General features: G+C 68.9%; 15 protein-coding genes. 1 reads left to right on the top strand and 14 read right to left on the bottom strand.

The annotated features are described in order from the left end of the window. Positions 1 to 20 precede the first annotated feature (20 nt). The 11 genes from WS57_RS05980 to WS57_RS05930 form a co-directional block, all read right to left on the bottom strand. Positions 21 to 1,172 (bottom strand): acetyl-CoA C-acetyltransferase, encoded by a 1,152-nt coding sequence (locus tag WS57_RS05980; RefSeq protein ID WP_069243875.1) that lies wholly within the window; start codon positions 1,170 to 1,172, stop codon positions 21 to 23. Next, complete coding sequence (locus tag WS57_RS05975; protein ID WP_069243874.1) at positions 1,169 to 2,239, bottom strand: acyl-CoA dehydrogenase family protein; 1,071 nt, start codon at positions 2,237 to 2,239, stop codon at positions 1,169 to 1,171. The genes WS57_RS05980 and WS57_RS05975 overlap by 4 nt, the downstream gene beginning before the upstream one ends. Before the next feature lie 34 nt (positions 2,240 to 2,273). Next, a complete protein-coding gene (locus WS57_RS05970) occupies positions 2,274 to 3,443 on the bottom strand; it encodes an acyl-CoA dehydrogenase family protein (RefSeq protein WP_040131705.1) in 1,170 nt (389 codons plus the stop codon). Further along, complete coding sequence (locus tag WS57_RS05965) at positions 3,440 to 4,258, bottom strand: enoyl-CoA hydratase family protein (protein WP_069243873.1); 819 nt, start codon at positions 4,256 to 4,258, stop codon at positions 3,440 to 3,442. The genes WS57_RS05970 and WS57_RS05965 overlap by 4 nt, the downstream gene beginning before the upstream one ends. A gap of 25 nt (positions 4,259 to 4,283) precedes the next feature. Beyond that, positions 4,284 to 5,372: an NAD(P)H-dependent flavin oxidoreductase gene (locus WS57_RS05960; RefSeq protein ID WP_009695646.1), complete on the bottom strand. Its 1,089-nt coding sequence runs from the start codon at positions 5,370 to 5,372 to the stop codon at positions 4,284 to 4,286. Beyond that, positions 5,369 to 6,307 carry an enoyl-CoA hydratase gene (locus WS57_RS05955; protein WP_060296220.1) on the bottom strand — a complete coding sequence of 313 codons (939 nt, stop codon included), beginning with the start codon at positions 6,305 to 6,307 and terminating at the stop codon, positions 5,369 to 5,371. Before WS57_RS05955 ends, WS57_RS05960 begins: the two co-directional genes overlap by 4 nt. An 8-nt stretch (positions 6,308 to 6,315) precedes the next feature. Beyond that, positions 6,316 to 7,113 carry a CoA-transferase subunit beta gene (locus WS57_RS05950; protein ID WP_069243872.1) on the bottom strand — a complete coding sequence of 266 codons (798 nt, stop codon included), beginning with the start codon at positions 7,111 to 7,113 and terminating at the stop codon, positions 6,316 to 6,318. A gap of 10 nt (positions 7,114 to 7,123) precedes the next feature. Beyond that, the gene (locus WS57_RS05945; protein WP_059480270.1) at positions 7,124 to 8,017 is read right to left on the bottom strand and encodes a CoA transferase subunit A; all 894 of its coding nucleotides are present in this window, start codon (positions 8,015 to 8,017) and stop codon (positions 7,124 to 7,126) included. Positions 8,018 to 8,026: 9 nt separating this feature from the next. Further along, a complete protein-coding gene (locus WS57_RS05940) occupies positions 8,027 to 8,923 on the bottom strand; it encodes a VOC family protein (RefSeq protein ID WP_040131700.1) in 897 nt (298 codons plus the stop codon). Positions 8,924 to 9,133: 210 nt separating this feature from the next. Then, complete coding sequence (locus tag WS57_RS05935) at positions 9,134 to 9,550, bottom strand: type II toxin-antitoxin system VapC family toxin (protein ID WP_059517234.1); 417 nt, start codon at positions 9,548 to 9,550, stop codon at positions 9,134 to 9,136. Then, positions 9,537 to 9,773 carry a FitA-like ribbon-helix-helix domain-containing protein gene (locus WS57_RS05930; RefSeq protein WP_059517236.1) on the bottom strand — a complete coding sequence of 79 codons (237 nt, stop codon included), beginning with the start codon at positions 9,771 to 9,773 and terminating at the stop codon, positions 9,537 to 9,539. Before WS57_RS05930 ends, WS57_RS05935 begins: the two co-directional genes overlap by 14 nt. 327 nt (positions 9,774 to 10,100) lie before the next feature. On the opposite strand from WS57_RS05930, the gene WS57_RS35470 reads away from it, so the two are divergent. After that, the gene (locus WS57_RS35470; protein WP_059517238.1) at positions 10,101 to 11,087 is read left to right on the top strand and encodes a hypothetical protein; all 987 of its coding nucleotides are present in this window, start codon (positions 10,101 to 10,103) and stop codon (positions 11,085 to 11,087) included. A gap of 157 nt (positions 11,088 to 11,244) precedes the next feature. Here WS57_RS35470 and WS57_RS05920 read toward each other — a convergent pair whose 3' ends face one another. The 3 genes from WS57_RS05920 to WS57_RS05910 all read right to left on the bottom strand — a co-directional run bounded on the left by WS57_RS05920 (position 11,245) and on the right by WS57_RS05910 (position 13,908). After that, on the bottom strand, positions 11,245 to 11,892 hold the full coding sequence (locus WS57_RS05920; protein ID WP_236871907.1) for a hypothetical protein: 648 nt from the start codon (positions 11,890 to 11,892) through the stop codon (positions 11,245 to 11,247). Between the two features lie 844 nt (positions 11,893 to 12,736). Then, positions 12,737 to 13,060, bottom strand: a complete 324-nt coding sequence (locus WS57_RS05915; protein WP_059517240.1) for a DUF1634 domain-containing protein — start codon at positions 13,058 to 13,060, stop codon at positions 12,737 to 12,739. After that, entirely contained in the window at positions 13,057 to 13,908 is an 852-nt protein-coding gene (locus WS57_RS05910; RefSeq protein ID WP_009695637.1) for a sulfite exporter TauE/SafE family protein, read from the bottom strand. Before WS57_RS05910 ends, WS57_RS05915 begins: the two co-directional genes overlap by 4 nt. Positions 13,909 to 13,917: the final 9 nt, after the last annotated feature.

Genomic DNA, 13,917 nt, shown 5'->3' with positions numbered 1-13,917 from the left:
GATCGTGAAAAAGGTCGCGCTCACAGGCGCTCGATGATCGTGACGTTCGCGAGGCCGCCGCCTTCGCACATCGTCTGCAATCCGTAGCGGCCGCCGCTGCGCTCCAGTTCGTGCAGCAGCGTCGTCATCAGCCGCGAGCCGGTCGCGCCGAGCGGATGGCCGAGTGCGATGGCGCCGCCGTTCGGGTTGGTCCTTTCATGCGGAAAGCGCGTGTCGGCGAGCCACGCGAGCGCGACCGACGCGAACGCCTCGTTCATCTCGACGACGTCGATCCGCGACCAGTCGAGCCCGCTCTTCTTCAATGCGGCCGCCGTCGCCGGGATCGGCGCGGTCAGCATCCACAGCGGATCGTCGCCGAGCACGCTCAGGTGATGGATGCGCGCGCGCGGCGTCAGGTCGTAGCGCTTCAGCGCCGCCTCGGACACGATCAGCAGCGCCGCGGCCGCATCGCAGGTCTGGCTTGCGACGGCGGCCGTCAGCGAGCCGCCCGGCGCGAGCGGTTCGAGCGTCGCCATCTTGTCGAGCGACGTGTCGGGGCGCGGCGTCTCGTCGTGCACGACGCCTTCGAACGGCACGATCTCGCGCCGGAAATGGCCGGCTTCGGTCGCGGCGATCACGCGGCGATGGCTTTCGAGCGCATAGCGCTCCATCGTTTCGCGCGACAGGTTCCAGTGATCGGCGATCCGCTGCGCGGCGACGAACTGCGACACCGGTGCGTCGCCGAAGCGCGCGCGCCAGCCGCTGCTGCCCGAGAACGGGTCGTTGAAGCCGAGCGGCGCCGCGCAGGTCATCGCGGACGAGATCGGGATCTGCGTCATGGTCTGCACGCCGCCCGCGACGACCACGTCCTGCACGCCGCTCATCACCGCCTGCGCGGCAAAGTGCACGGCCTGCTGCGACGAGCCGCACTGGCGGTCGACCGTCACGCCCGGCACCTGCAGCGGCAGCCCGGCCGCGAGCCAGCAGGTGCGCGCGATATTGCCGGCGAGCGGGCCGATCGTGTCGACGCAGCCGAACACGACGTCGTCGTACTCGTCGGCCGGAATCGCGTTGCGCCCGACCAGCGTCTTCAGCACGAAGCCGCCGAGGTCCGCCGCATGCACGTGGGCGAGCCCGCCCTTGCGGCGGCCGGTCGGCGTGCGCAGCGCGTCGACGATATAGGCTTGTTTCATCGCGTGGGTTCCTCGAGGTCGAAAGTCTGCGCAGGGCCGATCGGCAACGCGTCGTCGAGGATCGCGCCGGCCACGCGGGCCTTGTGGAACGCGCTGTCGCCCCAGCTTGCGGCGAGCGCCCAGATGCGTTTCATGAAGATCTGCAGGTCGAGCTCCCACGTGTAGCCGATCGCGCCGTGCACCTGCATCGTGTGGCGTGCGGCGAGCTGCGCGGTGGCGGTGGCCGCGAGCTTCGCGTGCGACACGAACAGCGCGCGCTGCGGATGATCGTCGGCGATCGCCTGCGCCGCACGCGCGACGACCGGCCGCGCGAACTCGTAGCGGATCGCGACGTCGGCGAGCAGGTGCTTCAGCGCCTGGTACGAGCCGATCGCCTTGCCGAACTGCTTGCGCTGCGCGCTGTAGTCGATCGCGACGTCGAGCACGCGCTGCGTGAGGCCGAGCAGCTGCGCGGCGACCGCGAACGCGCCGTGATCGAGCGCGCGCGCCAGCAGCGGCGCCGCTTCCTCGGCGCCCGCGATGCGCGTCGCCGGCGACGCTTCCCAGTCCAGCGTGAACAGCCGCCGCGACGGGTCGACGCTGTCGACCGCGCGCCACGCGCACTGCGCGGGATCGACGCGATGCAGCTCGCCGCGGTGCTCGCACAGCAGCGTATGGGCGACATGCACGTCGGCCGCATACGGGTTCACCGGATGCACGAGCGCGACGCGCGCGCCGCCTTGCGCGATGTCGCGCAGCAGCGCGTCGCGCCAGTCGCTTGCGGGCAGCCGCGCGAGCACGCCGGCCGATACCAGCGCGGTGTCGAGCAGCGGCTCGGGGCTGCCGAAGTAGCCGTAGGTCTGCGCGAGCAGCGCCCACTCGACTTCGGTGAGGCCCAGTCCGCCGAACGCGTCGGGCACCGACACGGCGGTCAGCCCCTGCGATGCGAACAGCGACCACAACGCGTCCGAGCGTCCGGTCGGCGTGGCCCACAGCTCGCGGATCAGCTCGGGCGTCATCTCGGTCATCAGCAGGCGCTTCACGCTGTCCGCGAGCGCTTCCTGGTCTTCATCGAATACGAAATCCATACGATGTCCGTTCAGTAGGGTGTCGCCGGCGCGCTCACGCGCGCGGCATGCCGAGCATCCGTTCGGCGACGATGTTGCGCTGGATCTCGTTGGTGCCCGCGTAGATCGGACCGGCCTGCGCGAACAGGAAGCCGTCGAGCCAGTGGCCGAGCGTCGCGTGCTGCGCGGCCGTCTGCGGGACGACCTCGCCGTGCGCGCCGAGGATGTCGAGCGCGGTCTGGTGCATCCGCAGGTCCAGCTCGGACCAGAACACCTTGTTGGTGCTCGACTCCGCGCCGATGTGGCCGCCCTTCAGCAGCCGGCTCGCGGTCGCGTAGGTCGACAGCGCATACGCCTGCGCATCCATCCACGCCGACACCACGCGCTCGCGCAGCGTCGGGTCGCGATCCGCGCTGTCGCGATGCGCGAGATACAGGTCGCGCAGCGCCTGCGCGGTGCGCTGGAAGCGCGCGGGCGAACGCAGCATCAGCCCGCGCTCGAAGCCGGCCGTCGCCATCGCGACCTGCCAGCCCGCGCCCTCGGCCGCCAGCCGGTTCTCGGCCGGCACGCGCACGTCGTCGAAAAAGATCTCCGCGAAGCCCGTCTGCCCGTTGAGCTGCCGGATCGGCCGCACCGTGATGCCGGGCGTCGACAGCGGCACCATCAGGAACGTGAGCCCGTGATGGCGCGACGATTCCGGATCGCTGCGGAACAGCCCGAACAGCCAGTCGGCCCACACCGCGCGCGTCGACCAGATCTTCTGGCCGTTCAGCACGTATTCGTCGCCGATGCGGATCGCCGTCGAGCGGATCGCGGCCATGTCCGAGCCCGCGTTCGGCTCCGACCAGCCCTGCGCCCACACGTGCTCGCCGGCCGCCATCGCCGGCAGGAAACGGGCCTTCTGCTCGGCGGTGCCGAAGTCCATCAGCGTCGGGCCGAGCAGGAAGATGCCGTTCTGGTTCACGCGCATCGGTGCGTCGGCACGCCAGTATTCCTCCTCGAAGATCAGCCATTCGATCAGGTCGCAGCCGCGCCCGCCCAGTTCGCGCGGCCAGGTGACCATGCTCCAGCGGCCCGAGTGCAGCGTGCGCTCCCAGTCGCGGTGCGCAGCAAAGCCTGCCTCGGTATCGAAGCTCGGCAGCCGCTCGCGCGGCACGTGCGCGGCGAGCCAGTCGCGGATCTCCGCGCGGAACGCCTGCTGTTGCGGCGTATAGCTCAGGTTCATGCGCGTACCTCCTGCGCGGTGGCCGGCGCGGCCGATGCATCGAAGCGCGCGTCGCGCTTCTCGACGAACGCGGCGCGCGCTTCCGTCGAGTCGTTCGTCATGTACGCCTGCAGCGTGAAGCCCTGCTCCCAGCGGTACTTGTCCTCGAGGTCGCCGTCCTCGACGCCGTTCAACGCCTCCTTCGCGAGCCGCACCATCGCGGGGCTCTTGGCCGCGATCCGGCGCGCGATCGCGAGCGCCGCGTCGCGCAGCGCCTCGCGTGCGACGACCCGCTCGAGCGCGCCGAGCCGGTACGCCTCGGCCGCGTCGATCATCTCGCCGGTGAAATACATCGTGCGCACCTTCTGCACCCCGAACAGCCGCTGCAGATGCGCGCCGCCGCCCATCGCGCCGCGATCGATCTCGGGCACGCCGAAGCGCGCGCAGTCGGCCGCGACGACGATGTCCGCCGCGCCGCAGATGCCGATCCCGCCGCCGAGCACGAAACCGTGCACGGCCGCGATCACCGGTTTCGGGTTGCGGTGCACCGCGCGGAACGTCTCGTAGTTGCCCGCGTTGACCGCCACGATCCGCTCCGGATGCGCGGCCAGTTCCTTGATGTCGACGCCCGCGCAGAAGCCGCGCCCTTCGCCGCGCACGACGATCACGCGCACCGCGTCGTCGGCGCCGAGCGCATCGAGTGCGCGGGCGAGCGCATGCCAGCCCTGCGCGTCGAGCGCGTTGACCGGCGGATGCGCGATCACCAGTTCGGCGATGCCGTCGGCGCGGTCGATCCGGAACGGCATCGCGCCGGCCGGTTGATTGGATGGGTTCATCTTCTCTGCCTCCCTGTGATGTCGTTCATGCAGGCTGCGCCGCAGGCGCGCCGCGCAGCGCGGCCAGCGCGTCGAGCCGCGCGCCCGCTTCCGCGACGATCCGCGCGATCAGCGCGTCGCACGATTCGATCGCGCCGATCATCGCGGCCGCCTGACCGCTCGGCAGCACGCCCTCGTCCGGACGCCCGTCGACGATCGCGCGCTGGATCAGGAACGGCGCGTTCGCGGCCATCAGCGTCTGACTGGCGGTGTAGTCGTGCGAGCGCAGCGCCTTGAGCGCGAGGCCCAGCATGTCGCCGGTGCGCAGCCCGCTGCGGCGCCGCCACGCCTCGGCCGTCTTCAGTGCGAACAGCGTGCGGCGCAGCGGGCCGAAGCGTTCGAGCTTCAGCAGATACGGGTTGTCGATCATGCGCTGCGGCAGCCCGTCGAGCGCGTCCGACACGCGGATGCGCGCCGGATCGGCGACCGCGACGTAGCGTTCGAGCGTGTCGCGCGGCACCGGCGATTCGGCGCTCATCAGGAAGCGCGTGCCCATCGCGATGCCGGCCGCGCCGTACGCGAGTGCGGCCGCGAGCCCGCGCCCGTCGAAGAAGCCGCCCGCCGCGACGACCGGCACCTGCACCGCATCGAGCACCTTCGGCAGCAGCAGCGTGGTCGGCACCGCGCCCGTGTGGCCGCCGCCTTCCGCGCCCTGCACCGTGACGATGTCCGCGCCGAGCTCGACGGCCTTTGCCGCATGCTTCGGCGCACCGACCGTCGGCATGCAGACGATGCCGGCGTCCTTGAAGCGGCGGATCGTCTTCGCGTCGGGCCCGCGGCCGTAGCTGACGGCACGCAGACGGTGCTTGATGGCCAGCTCGACGACCTGCTGCGCGTTCTTCTGGAACATGTGGAAGTTGATGCCGAACGGCTGGTCGGTCAGCGACTTCACTTTCAGGATCTCGGCCTCGACCTGGTCGGGTTCGAGCGTCGCGCCGGCCAGGAAGCCGAAGCCGCCCGCGTTGCCGGTCGCCGCGACCAGGCGCGCGTCGGCCACCCAGCCCATCGCGGTCTGCACGACCGGATAGCGGCAGCCGAGCAGGTCGCACAGCGGCGTATGAAGCGTCGTGCTCATGCCGCGGCTCCGTTGACGGCGGCGGGCGCGGACGGCACTGCCGGTGCGGCCGGGTCGCCGCGCTCCGCGCCGTTCGGCTGGCGCTGCGAGCTGGCCATGCTGCGCGCGTCGTAGCCGCCGAGACGATCGCCGCTGACCAGTTCGTTATGCGCATGCGCGAAGTGGTGCCACGCGAACGCGGCGTCCATCGCCGCGCGCTTGCCCTGCAGCTCTTCGACGTGATTCAGCGCCTGCTTCGTCAGCGTCAGCCCGAGTCGCGGCATCGTCGCGATCTTCGCGGCGATCGCATAGGTCGCGTCGCGCAGCCGCTCGCGCGGCACCACGCGGTTGACCATCCCCATCTGGTACGCGCGCTCGGCCGGCATCCGCTCGCCGAGAAACAGGAATTCCTTCGCGATGCGCGGGTTCAGCTCGTACGCATGCGCGAAATACTCGACGCCCGGTATCCCCATCCGCACGACCGGATCCGCGAAGAACGCATCCTCCGACGCGACGATCAGGTCGCACACCCACGCGAGCATCAGGCCGCCCGCGATGCATGCGCCCTGCACCATCGCGATCGTCGGCTTCGGCAGGTCGCGCCAGCGGCGGCACATGCCGAGGTACACCTCCTGCTCGCGCGCATACAGGAACTCGCCGCCTTCCTTGTCGACGTGGTCGTACCACAGCGACGCGCGCTCGAACGACTCGTGGATGTCGCGACCCGGCGTGCCGATATCGTGCCCCGCCGAGAAATGCTTGCCCGCGCCCGCGAGCACGATCGCCTTCACCGCGTCGTCGTGCGCTGCGCGCCGGAACGCCGCGTCGAGCGCATAGGTCATCTTCGAGTTCTGCGCGTTGTGGTATTCGGGGCGGTTCATCGTGATCGTCGCGATGCCGTCCTCGACCGCGTAGTCGACGACACCGTCGCCGAACGTCATCGGGGTCGCTTCCATGTCGGACCTCATCCCCGGCGCGGCGCCGGATTGTCGCGCACGATCGCCGCGCGCAGGTTGTGCGGATCGAGTGCGCGCACGATGCGCAGCTCTGCCGCGCTCGGCGCGGGCGTCGTGCCGAGCGCCGGATGCGCGACGAGCGGGAAGCCGGTCGCGTCCTGCACCTCGTCGAAGCCGACGCCCGGGTGCAGCGAGCGCACGCGGATCGCGTGGTCGGGCCCGCCGAAATCCATCACGCACAGATCGGTGACGATGCCGCGCAGGTCGACGAAGGTCTTCATCCCCGGCACGCGTCGCGCCGGGTTGTAGCCGACCGTGCACACCATGTCGACTTCGCCGGCGACGAAGGTGCGCTTGCCGTGGCCGCTGACGAAGAACGAGTTCGCATGGTTCGTCGAGTTGCCGGGGAAGCCGCGCGCGCCGAGCAGCTGCGTCTTCGGACGCGCGTAGTCGTCGCCGAGCCAGGAGATGTTCGCCTGGCCGAAGCGGTCGATCTGCGTGGGCATCACGAGCGCATGGCGGCGGCCGTGCCACAGGCAGTCGAACACGCGTTCGTAGGTCATCCAGCCGCTCGCCTTCACACGATAGCCGTCGGGGCGCGGGCCGAGCGGCACCGGCTCCTCGACGAGATACGCCTCGCCGTCGGTCAGCATCAGCCCGTCGTTGTACGCGAGCCGCGCGAGGCCGGCCGCGAGCCGCGGGCCCGTGCCGATGCCGGTCGCCAGCACTTCGCCGTCGTCGCGCCAGAGTCGCGCGGCCGCGACGATCATCAGTTCCGCGAGGGAATGGTCGAGAGATTCGCTCACAGGCGCTCCTTTACAGAATCGGCAACGGCAGCGTCGTCACGTGCGACAGCCCGCCGACGCCTTCGAGGTACTGACGTTCGTCGCGGCCGACCACGTCGCGCAGGTACGCCGCGGTTTTCGCATCGTCTTCCGCGCTCGCGCAGTACGCGCGCAGGTGCGGCAGGTCCCAGCCGTAGGCCGGCGCGCACGAGGTCGGGTGCGCGCCGCCCGGTGCGTGCACGACGCCCGTGACGAGCGAGCGCTCGAACGGATTGCGTTTCGCGGCGTCGAGGTCTTCGCTCGCGAGCGACGCGTCGAGCGTTTCCGCCGACACGTAGCAGCGTTGCGCGGCGCGCGCCATCCATGCGTCGAAGAACGGATCGGGGCCATCGATGCGCGTGTTGCCCTTCCGGTCGGCCGCGTTCACGTGCAGCAGCGCGACGTCGAGTTCGAGCGCCGGCATTGCGAGCAGCGTCTCGCCGTCGTCGTACGGCGATTTCACCGTGCGCAGCCCGGGCGCGTGATCGAGCAGCGCGGTGCCGAGCCCGGCGCGCGTCGGCAGGAACGGCAGGCGCGCGGCGGCCGCGCGCAGGCCGAGCTGCAGCATTCCTTCGTCGAGTTCGAGCACGTCGACGCGGCCCTGCTCGCGGGCACGGCGGAAATGCGGCTCGAGCGGAATCACGTCGAGCGACACGAAGCCGAACACCACCTTGCGCACCTTGCCCGCCGCACAGAGCAGGCCGACATCGGCGCCGCCGTACGCGACGATCGTCAGGTCCTTCAGGTTCGAGCGCGCGATCTCGCGCACCAGTGCCATCGGCTTGCGCCGCGGCCCCCATCCGCCGATGCCGATCGTCATGCCGTCGGCGAGCTGCGCGACCACGTCGCGCGCGGACATCGTCTTGTCGAGAGGTTTCATCGTCATCGTGCTGGCTTACCGGTATCCGATGCTGAAGTCGTGGCCCCACTGGCTCACTTGGGTGGCCTCGAACACCGCGTGCTTCGACCAGTCGACGGTCAGCCCGCCGAAGCCGTATTCGAGATCGAAGCCGCCGGGGGTCTTCATGTAGAACGAAATCATCTGGTCGTTGCAGTGCCGGCCGAGCGTCGCGGACAGCTTCACGTCGTGCGCGGCGACGCGATCGAGCGCGCGCCCCACTTCGTCCATCGAGTCGACCTCGGCCATCACGTGCACGCAGCCGGACGGCACCGCCATCTCGAACAGCGCGAGGCTGTGATGGCGCGCGTTGCGGCAGTGCATGAAATGGATGCGCTTCTCCGGTTCGGCCGGATCGGGCGTGAACTTCACGCGGTAGATGTCGGACAGCTCGAAGCCGAGCACGCCGCGCACGAACGCGTCGGTCGCGTCGAACTGCGGTGCGGGCAGCACCGCGTGGCCGAGCCCCATGTCGCCGGTGACGAAACGCGGCACGCCCAGCGGCGACGCGAAGCGGCGGAAGTCGCAGCGCGCGCCCCAGTAAAGCTCGTGGCGGTTGCCGGACGGGTCGGTGCACCACGCCATCGCCTGCACGCGGCGCAGCGCGGCCTCGTCGCGCGTGGCGCGCACGGCCTCGACGCCGGCCTGTTGCAGCGCAGCCAGCGCGGCGTCGAACGCGGCGCCGTCGGGCAGTTCCCAGCCCGACGCGAAATAGCGGTCGGTCGTGCCGGGGACGATCAGATAGCGAAAATCGCGCTCGTCCATCTTCAGGTACAGCGCGCCGTCGGGCGCGTCGAGCGCCTGCATGCCCAGCACGTCCTGTGCGTAGCGGCGCCACGCATCGACGCGGGTCGCCTCGACGACCACATAGCCGAGTGCACGGACATCGATCATGTCGGCCTCCTCCTGGTTCAGAATCCGTTGTTCGTGAAAGGATTCTGGCCGCTCGGGGATGGCGTCACATCGTCTGTTGGGACGAGAGGCGGCAGGGAACCGGGAAAGCGCGCCGGCGCACGAAAGCGCGGCGGGACGGGATTCGCGGGTGGGGACGGACGAGTAACGGGCGCAGCTTGCCGCCGCCGGGTTGCGGCGCGGCAGACGACATCAGTCGAACGGGTTCAGGAGTTTCACGCCGGTTCGCGCGAAATCGCCGGCGTTGCGGGTGACGACCGTCAGGTCGTGGATCAGCGCGGTGGCGGCGATCAGCTTGTCGAGTGCGTGGTCGGGCTGCGGCACGCGCAGGCGGCCCCAGAGCTGCGCGATTTCGGCGTCGACGGTCAGTACATGGCGCGCATGGTCCTGCACGATCGTCGCGAGCCATGCATCGAGCCGGGCCGCCTGTTTCGCGTCGCCGCGAAAGCGCACGAGATCGACGCCGCGCTGCAGCTCGGAAATCGTCACGATCGACAGGTACAGCGGGTCGTTGTTGTCGCGCGCCTGTCGGAAGAACGAGAGCACGCCGGCATTGGCGCGCGTTTTCTTGCGTGTTTCGCTGATGACGTTCGTGTCAACCAAATACATGAGACCCCTCGCCGGAATCGTCCCGGCGCTCGAAATCGGCGTCTTCGCCCACGTTCGGCATGCTTGCCAGCACCTCGGCCAGGCTTCGGCGTTTCGGGCGGTGCAGCGCGTCGGCCAGAATGGCCCGATGCTCCGCTTCGGCGCTGCGGCCATGCGCCGCGGCCTGCTCGCGCAGACTCTGGATGACGGCCTTGTCTACATTTCGCACCAGAAGATCAGGCATGTTTCACCTCCACTCGAATTGATAGCAATGATATCGAGGGGTGTAAGAAATGCAAGCATTGCCATCATCTGGCGGCCATCCAGCGTCGCAACCGGACGCAGACCAACGCCGGCGTTCGAGGCGCCGGACAGGTTGAACTGCTGCCTGTTGCAATGCAGACGTGCGCCTGCCGCGGCGTAAGCTGGCCGTCCGGCAGCGCGGCACCTTCGCATCGGCGCGGGCAGCCCCGGCCCCCTCCCCGAAGTCGGCCTTTGCGCCGCGACGCATCGACAGCCGCCCCATCGCCTTCCCGGCATAGAATATCCGCGCCCGTCCTCCGGAGAGCCCATGACAGAAACCGCCGATACCGCTTTCGCGTTCGTCCTGAACGCGCTCGACCCGGATCTCCTCAGCCCTTGTCTCGCCACGCGTTTCGTCACGAGTGACCTCGACACGCTGCGGCAAAACCTGTCGATCGACGCAGCCGACGATCCGTTGATCGACAACGTCTACACGCTCGCGCCACCCGATGCCGCAGCGCTCTGCGCGGCGATGCAGATCGACTTCGACAGTGGCCCGGCGATCGTCACGCTGCACAAGGACAATGGCTCACGCGGCGGCCCGCCCTACCTCGTTCATACCGGCTGGGAGTTGCCGCTGCTGCTGCAAGGCAGGAAGAAGTTCGCCGTCATGCATTTCACGACCCGCGCCGACCACGTCGCGCTGAAACGTCGCTTCGACCATTTCGTCGCCATGGGACAGTTGCATGCCGAAGAGCACGTATCGGGCGAAGGAACGCGGCATCAAACGATCCACGCCGTCTATACGCCGCCGGGCGACGCATGGCGGATCGAAGCCGACAAGCTGATCCATCGATGCGCGGGCCTGTCGGGCGGATGGAACGAGCACTACGAACGGCTGCTCGGCATGCTGATGGGCTACGAGGACTGGCAGAACGACTGGTGGCTCGAAGAACTGGCGAAACATGACAAAGGATGGTTCGGCATCTCGCTGACCGCCGCTGTCACGCGGGCCGGCCTCGAATGGATTGCGCACGCGGGAAATCGCGCGCTGCCGCCGATCGAAGGCGATATCTTCATCGTCGCGTCGACGCATATGCTGCAGGACGAAACGATGCAGTTCGCGCTACGGGACAACCCGCATATCGACGCGTTCGTGCAATTCAACATCGACGGCCGACATCTGATTCCGCACGCCGACATGCGCGTCGGCGGCACGTACGCGCTGCCCGCGTCGGCCATCCCCGAACTCAACCGCCACTTGCGGCGCCCGGTACGGATCGTCGCGCAACGATCGTCGAGCGCGTTCGAGTAAACCGCCGACCGCCAACGCGCGGCGTCCCACAACGCTCGCCAGCCATTCCCGACAGGCTGTGCGCCGACAACCGATATCGATCGTCGCGCAGCCGTACCATTGAACGGCCGCCGGCGCATGACTCGCGCCGCGTGCAAACCACGCTCCCCCGTTCCCCTCAGAACCGATACGAAATCCCGATCTGCAAAACCGGATACCACCGATAGCGCGACATCACCTTGTTCAGTTCATCGAGGCCGCTCGCCACCAGGATCTGGCTCTTGACCGGGCCGGCTGCGGCCGCCAGTTCCGGCGACAGCGTATACGAGCATCTCGGCATCCCGTATGCGACGCCGAGGTCGGCGACGAACCCGAGGCCTTTCGACGCAGGCCGATGCCCGTAGCCGATCCCGACATACGGCATCACGGTCGGATAGCGCGCCTGCGCGGTCGCGTACATTCCCGGCAGCGCCGGATAACGCTTGCCGCCGAACGTGTAGGTGCCGTTGGTCGGCACCGATACGCCGGTGACCTCGTCGTCGTTGAAGCGCAGTCCGACGGTGGCGCGAAAGCCGCTGCCGCGCCACGGAAAGATGTCCGCATACAGGCCGCCCTGCCGCAGTTTCACGTCGTCCTGATAGCGATTGCCGGCCACCGAGAAGTCGTGCGACAGATCGATCGCATTGAAGTCCGCGTGCGCGCCCAGCATCGAATTGAAGCTGATCGCCGCACCGATGCCGGCGCCCTGCGTGCCGCCTTGCAGGAAAACCTCCTGCGCATGCGCGCTGACCACGAACATCGCCCCCAGCACTGCCCATTGGTTCATTGTGATTTTCACGGGCGTTTCCCCCGATAGGCGCCGGGCGCGCATGAATGCCGCACGCGATCGCTGTCGCGATGCATCGCACGTCCCCGACATGGCACTTCGCAAGCACGCTTGCTATTCGACGGATCGATCGCGTGTTGCCTGATCGCGTTGCCGATACGGCACGCTTCGCACGTGCCTCGCGACAGGCTGCCGACCGCGCTGAACCCGGTCCCCGTTTGTTTCGTTTTCCGCTGCGTTGACGGCCGCCCATGCATCGCCGCGCAGGCCTGACATGGTTTGCATGGACGCATCGCCTTCATCGCAAGCGATGTGCCATCGGGCGCAATGCGAATGGGGGCAAGCGTTGCCGCGATCCGGCACACGGAATGCGGACCGGAATCGGCGGAAATGTTTCAGGAACGTATCGATATTCGATGTGCGTCGACGAAAGCGCGGGGTCGAGCGGATCGGAGGCGCGCGATGCGATAGCCGTGCGGGCCAGGCCAGGCGGCATTCAAAGCGCGCAAGCGCGTCTCGACGACGCATCGCGCGCGCCGACGTTCATCGTCGAAAATGTTGCAGCGACGTGACCTCGGGCCGATCAAAGGAAGTGCGGATGGACGCTCGCCGCCGCGAAGGCATCAAGATGGCCGATGTGTGCGCATCCATATGTCGCGACCGAAGCCGGATGATGCGCGTCAAGCCGAGCGTCGCGGCTCCATGTTTTCCGGAATGTTTGTGCGAAGTGTTCCGGGAAATGCAGCAGTCGCCGCGAGCCGAAGGAGCGCAGGCATGTCGCATGCGCTACCGGTGATGTTCCAGCGCAATGCCGCCCTTCTGCACGAGCGGCTTTCGCCGAACCTTATCCCCGCATCCCGACCACCACCCCCGCCGCGATAATCACCAGCACGAGCAGCGAAAGCAGCGCATACGTCCGATCGCGCTCGCACACGAACCAGCCGAGCAGCAATACGACGCGCGCAACCGGCAGGAGAATGAACAGCCCGACGCCGGCCTTCGCGAATGCCGCGCCGCTCCGCGCGAATTCGCTCGCGCCCGCCGCCGGCTGCCATGCGCCGAGCAGCATCCCGACGGCGATCAGCACGCACGCGCATACCGTACCGCCCCGGAGCAGCACGGCGACGGCCCGCTCGCGACGTTCAATGCCGCCGGCCGCGCGCGTCATGCTGCGGCTCCCGGTGCGTGCAGGCCCAGCGCGGTCGCGAGCATGTCGATCGCGAGCAGCAGCAGCACGACGACGAAAAAGACCCGCAGCCTGTCGGCCGGCACGCGCATCAGCAGACGCGCACCGACGATCGCACCGATCACCGAGCCGAGCGCGATCGGGCCGGCCACGCGCATGTCGATGTCGCCGCGCACGAAATAGGCGCCTGCGCTCGCCGCGGCCGTCACGCCGATCATGAAGTTCGACGTGGCCGACGACACCTTGATCGGCAGCCGCAGCGCCGTATCCATCGCTGGGATCTTCAGCACGCCCGAGCCGATGCCGAGCAGCGCGGAAATCAGGCCCGCGCCGTACATCAGCGCCATCCCGAACGGCACGCGCCCGACCTGGTAGCGAACTTCCCGGCCCGACGCCGGATCGGGAAAGCTCGCATGCAGGCGCAGCACGCTTGCCCAGCTCGCGGCATCGGTCGGGCCGTCGGCGCTCGCGTCGCGACGCCGCGCCAGCATCTGTTTCGCGGACACCGCGAGCACGCCCGCAAACAACGCATACAGGAACGCCACCGGCACGCGGCCGATCAGCAGCACGCCGGTGAGCGCGCCGAGCGTCGTCGCCGTTTCGAGCACGATGGCGAGCCGGACGTTGATCAGACGCCCCTTCAGGAACGACGCCGCGCTGCTGCAGGAGCACGCGATCACCGACACGATGCTCGCGCCGATCGACGTCTGGATGCCGACGCCGAACAGCAGCGTCAGCAGCGGCACGACGAAAATCCCGCTCGCCATTCCGAGCACGCCGCCGAGCGCGCTGGCGCCGAATGCGGCGACGAACAGCCACAGCGCTTCCATGCCGGCGCG

This window comes from Burkholderia pseudomultivorans (assembly GCF_001718415.1).
Taxonomy (GTDB): Bacteria; Pseudomonadota; Gammaproteobacteria; order Burkholderiales; family Burkholderiaceae; genus Burkholderia; species Burkholderia pseudomultivorans_A.
This window is presented reverse-complemented; position numbering and strand designations above follow the sequence as displayed.

Coding starts and splice junctions, on each gene's coding strand:
- WS57_RS05980 (WP_069243875.1), bottom strand. CDS start 1,172: ATGAAACAAGCCTATATCGTCGACGCGCTGCGCACGCCGACCGGCCGC.
- WS57_RS05975 (WP_069243874.1), bottom strand. CDS start 2,239: ATGGATTTCGTATTCGATGAAGACCAGGAAGCGCTCGCGGACAGCGTG.
- WS57_RS05970 (WP_040131705.1), bottom strand. CDS start 3,443: ATGAACCTGAGCTATACGCCGCAACAGCAGGCGTTCCGCGCGGAGATC.
- WS57_RS05965 (WP_069243873.1), bottom strand. CDS start 4,258: ATGAACCCATCCAATCAACCGGCCGGCGCGATGCCGTTCCGGATCGAC.
- WS57_RS05960 (WP_009695646.1), bottom strand. CDS start 5,372: ATGAGCACGACGCTTCATACGCCGCTGTGCGACCTGCTCGGCTGCCGC.
- WS57_RS05955 (WP_060296220.1), bottom strand. CDS start 6,307: ATGGAAGCGACCCCGATGACGTTCGGCGACGGTGTCGTCGACTACGCG.
- WS57_RS05945 (WP_059480270.1), bottom strand. CDS start 8,017: ATGACGATGAAACCTCTCGACAAGACGATGTCCGCGCGCGACGTGGTC.
- WS57_RS05940 (WP_040131700.1), bottom strand. CDS start 8,923: ATGATCGATGTCCGTGCACTCGGCTATGTGGTCGTCGAGGCGACCCGC.
- WS57_RS05935 (WP_059517234.1), bottom strand. CDS start 9,550: ATGTATTTGGTTGACACGAACGTCATCAGCGAAACACGCAAGAAAACG.
- WS57_RS05930 (WP_059517236.1), bottom strand. CDS start 9,773: ATGCCTGATCTTCTGGTGCGAAATGTAGACAAGGCCGTCATCCAGAGT.
- WS57_RS35470 (WP_059517238.1), top strand. CDS start 10,101: ATGACAGAAACCGCCGATACCGCTTTCGCGTTCGTCCTGAACGCGCTC.
- WS57_RS05920 (WP_236871907.1), bottom strand. CDS start 11,892: ATGAACCAATGGGCAGTGCTGGGGGCGATGTTCGTGGTCAGCGCGCAT.
- WS57_RS05915 (WP_059517240.1), bottom strand. CDS start 13,060: ATGACGCGCGCGGCCGGCGGCATTGAACGTCGCGAGCGGGCCGTCGCC.
- WS57_RS05910 (WP_009695637.1), bottom strand. CDS start 13,908: ATGGAAGCGCTGTGGCTGTTCGTCGCCGCATTCGGCGCCAGCGCGCTC.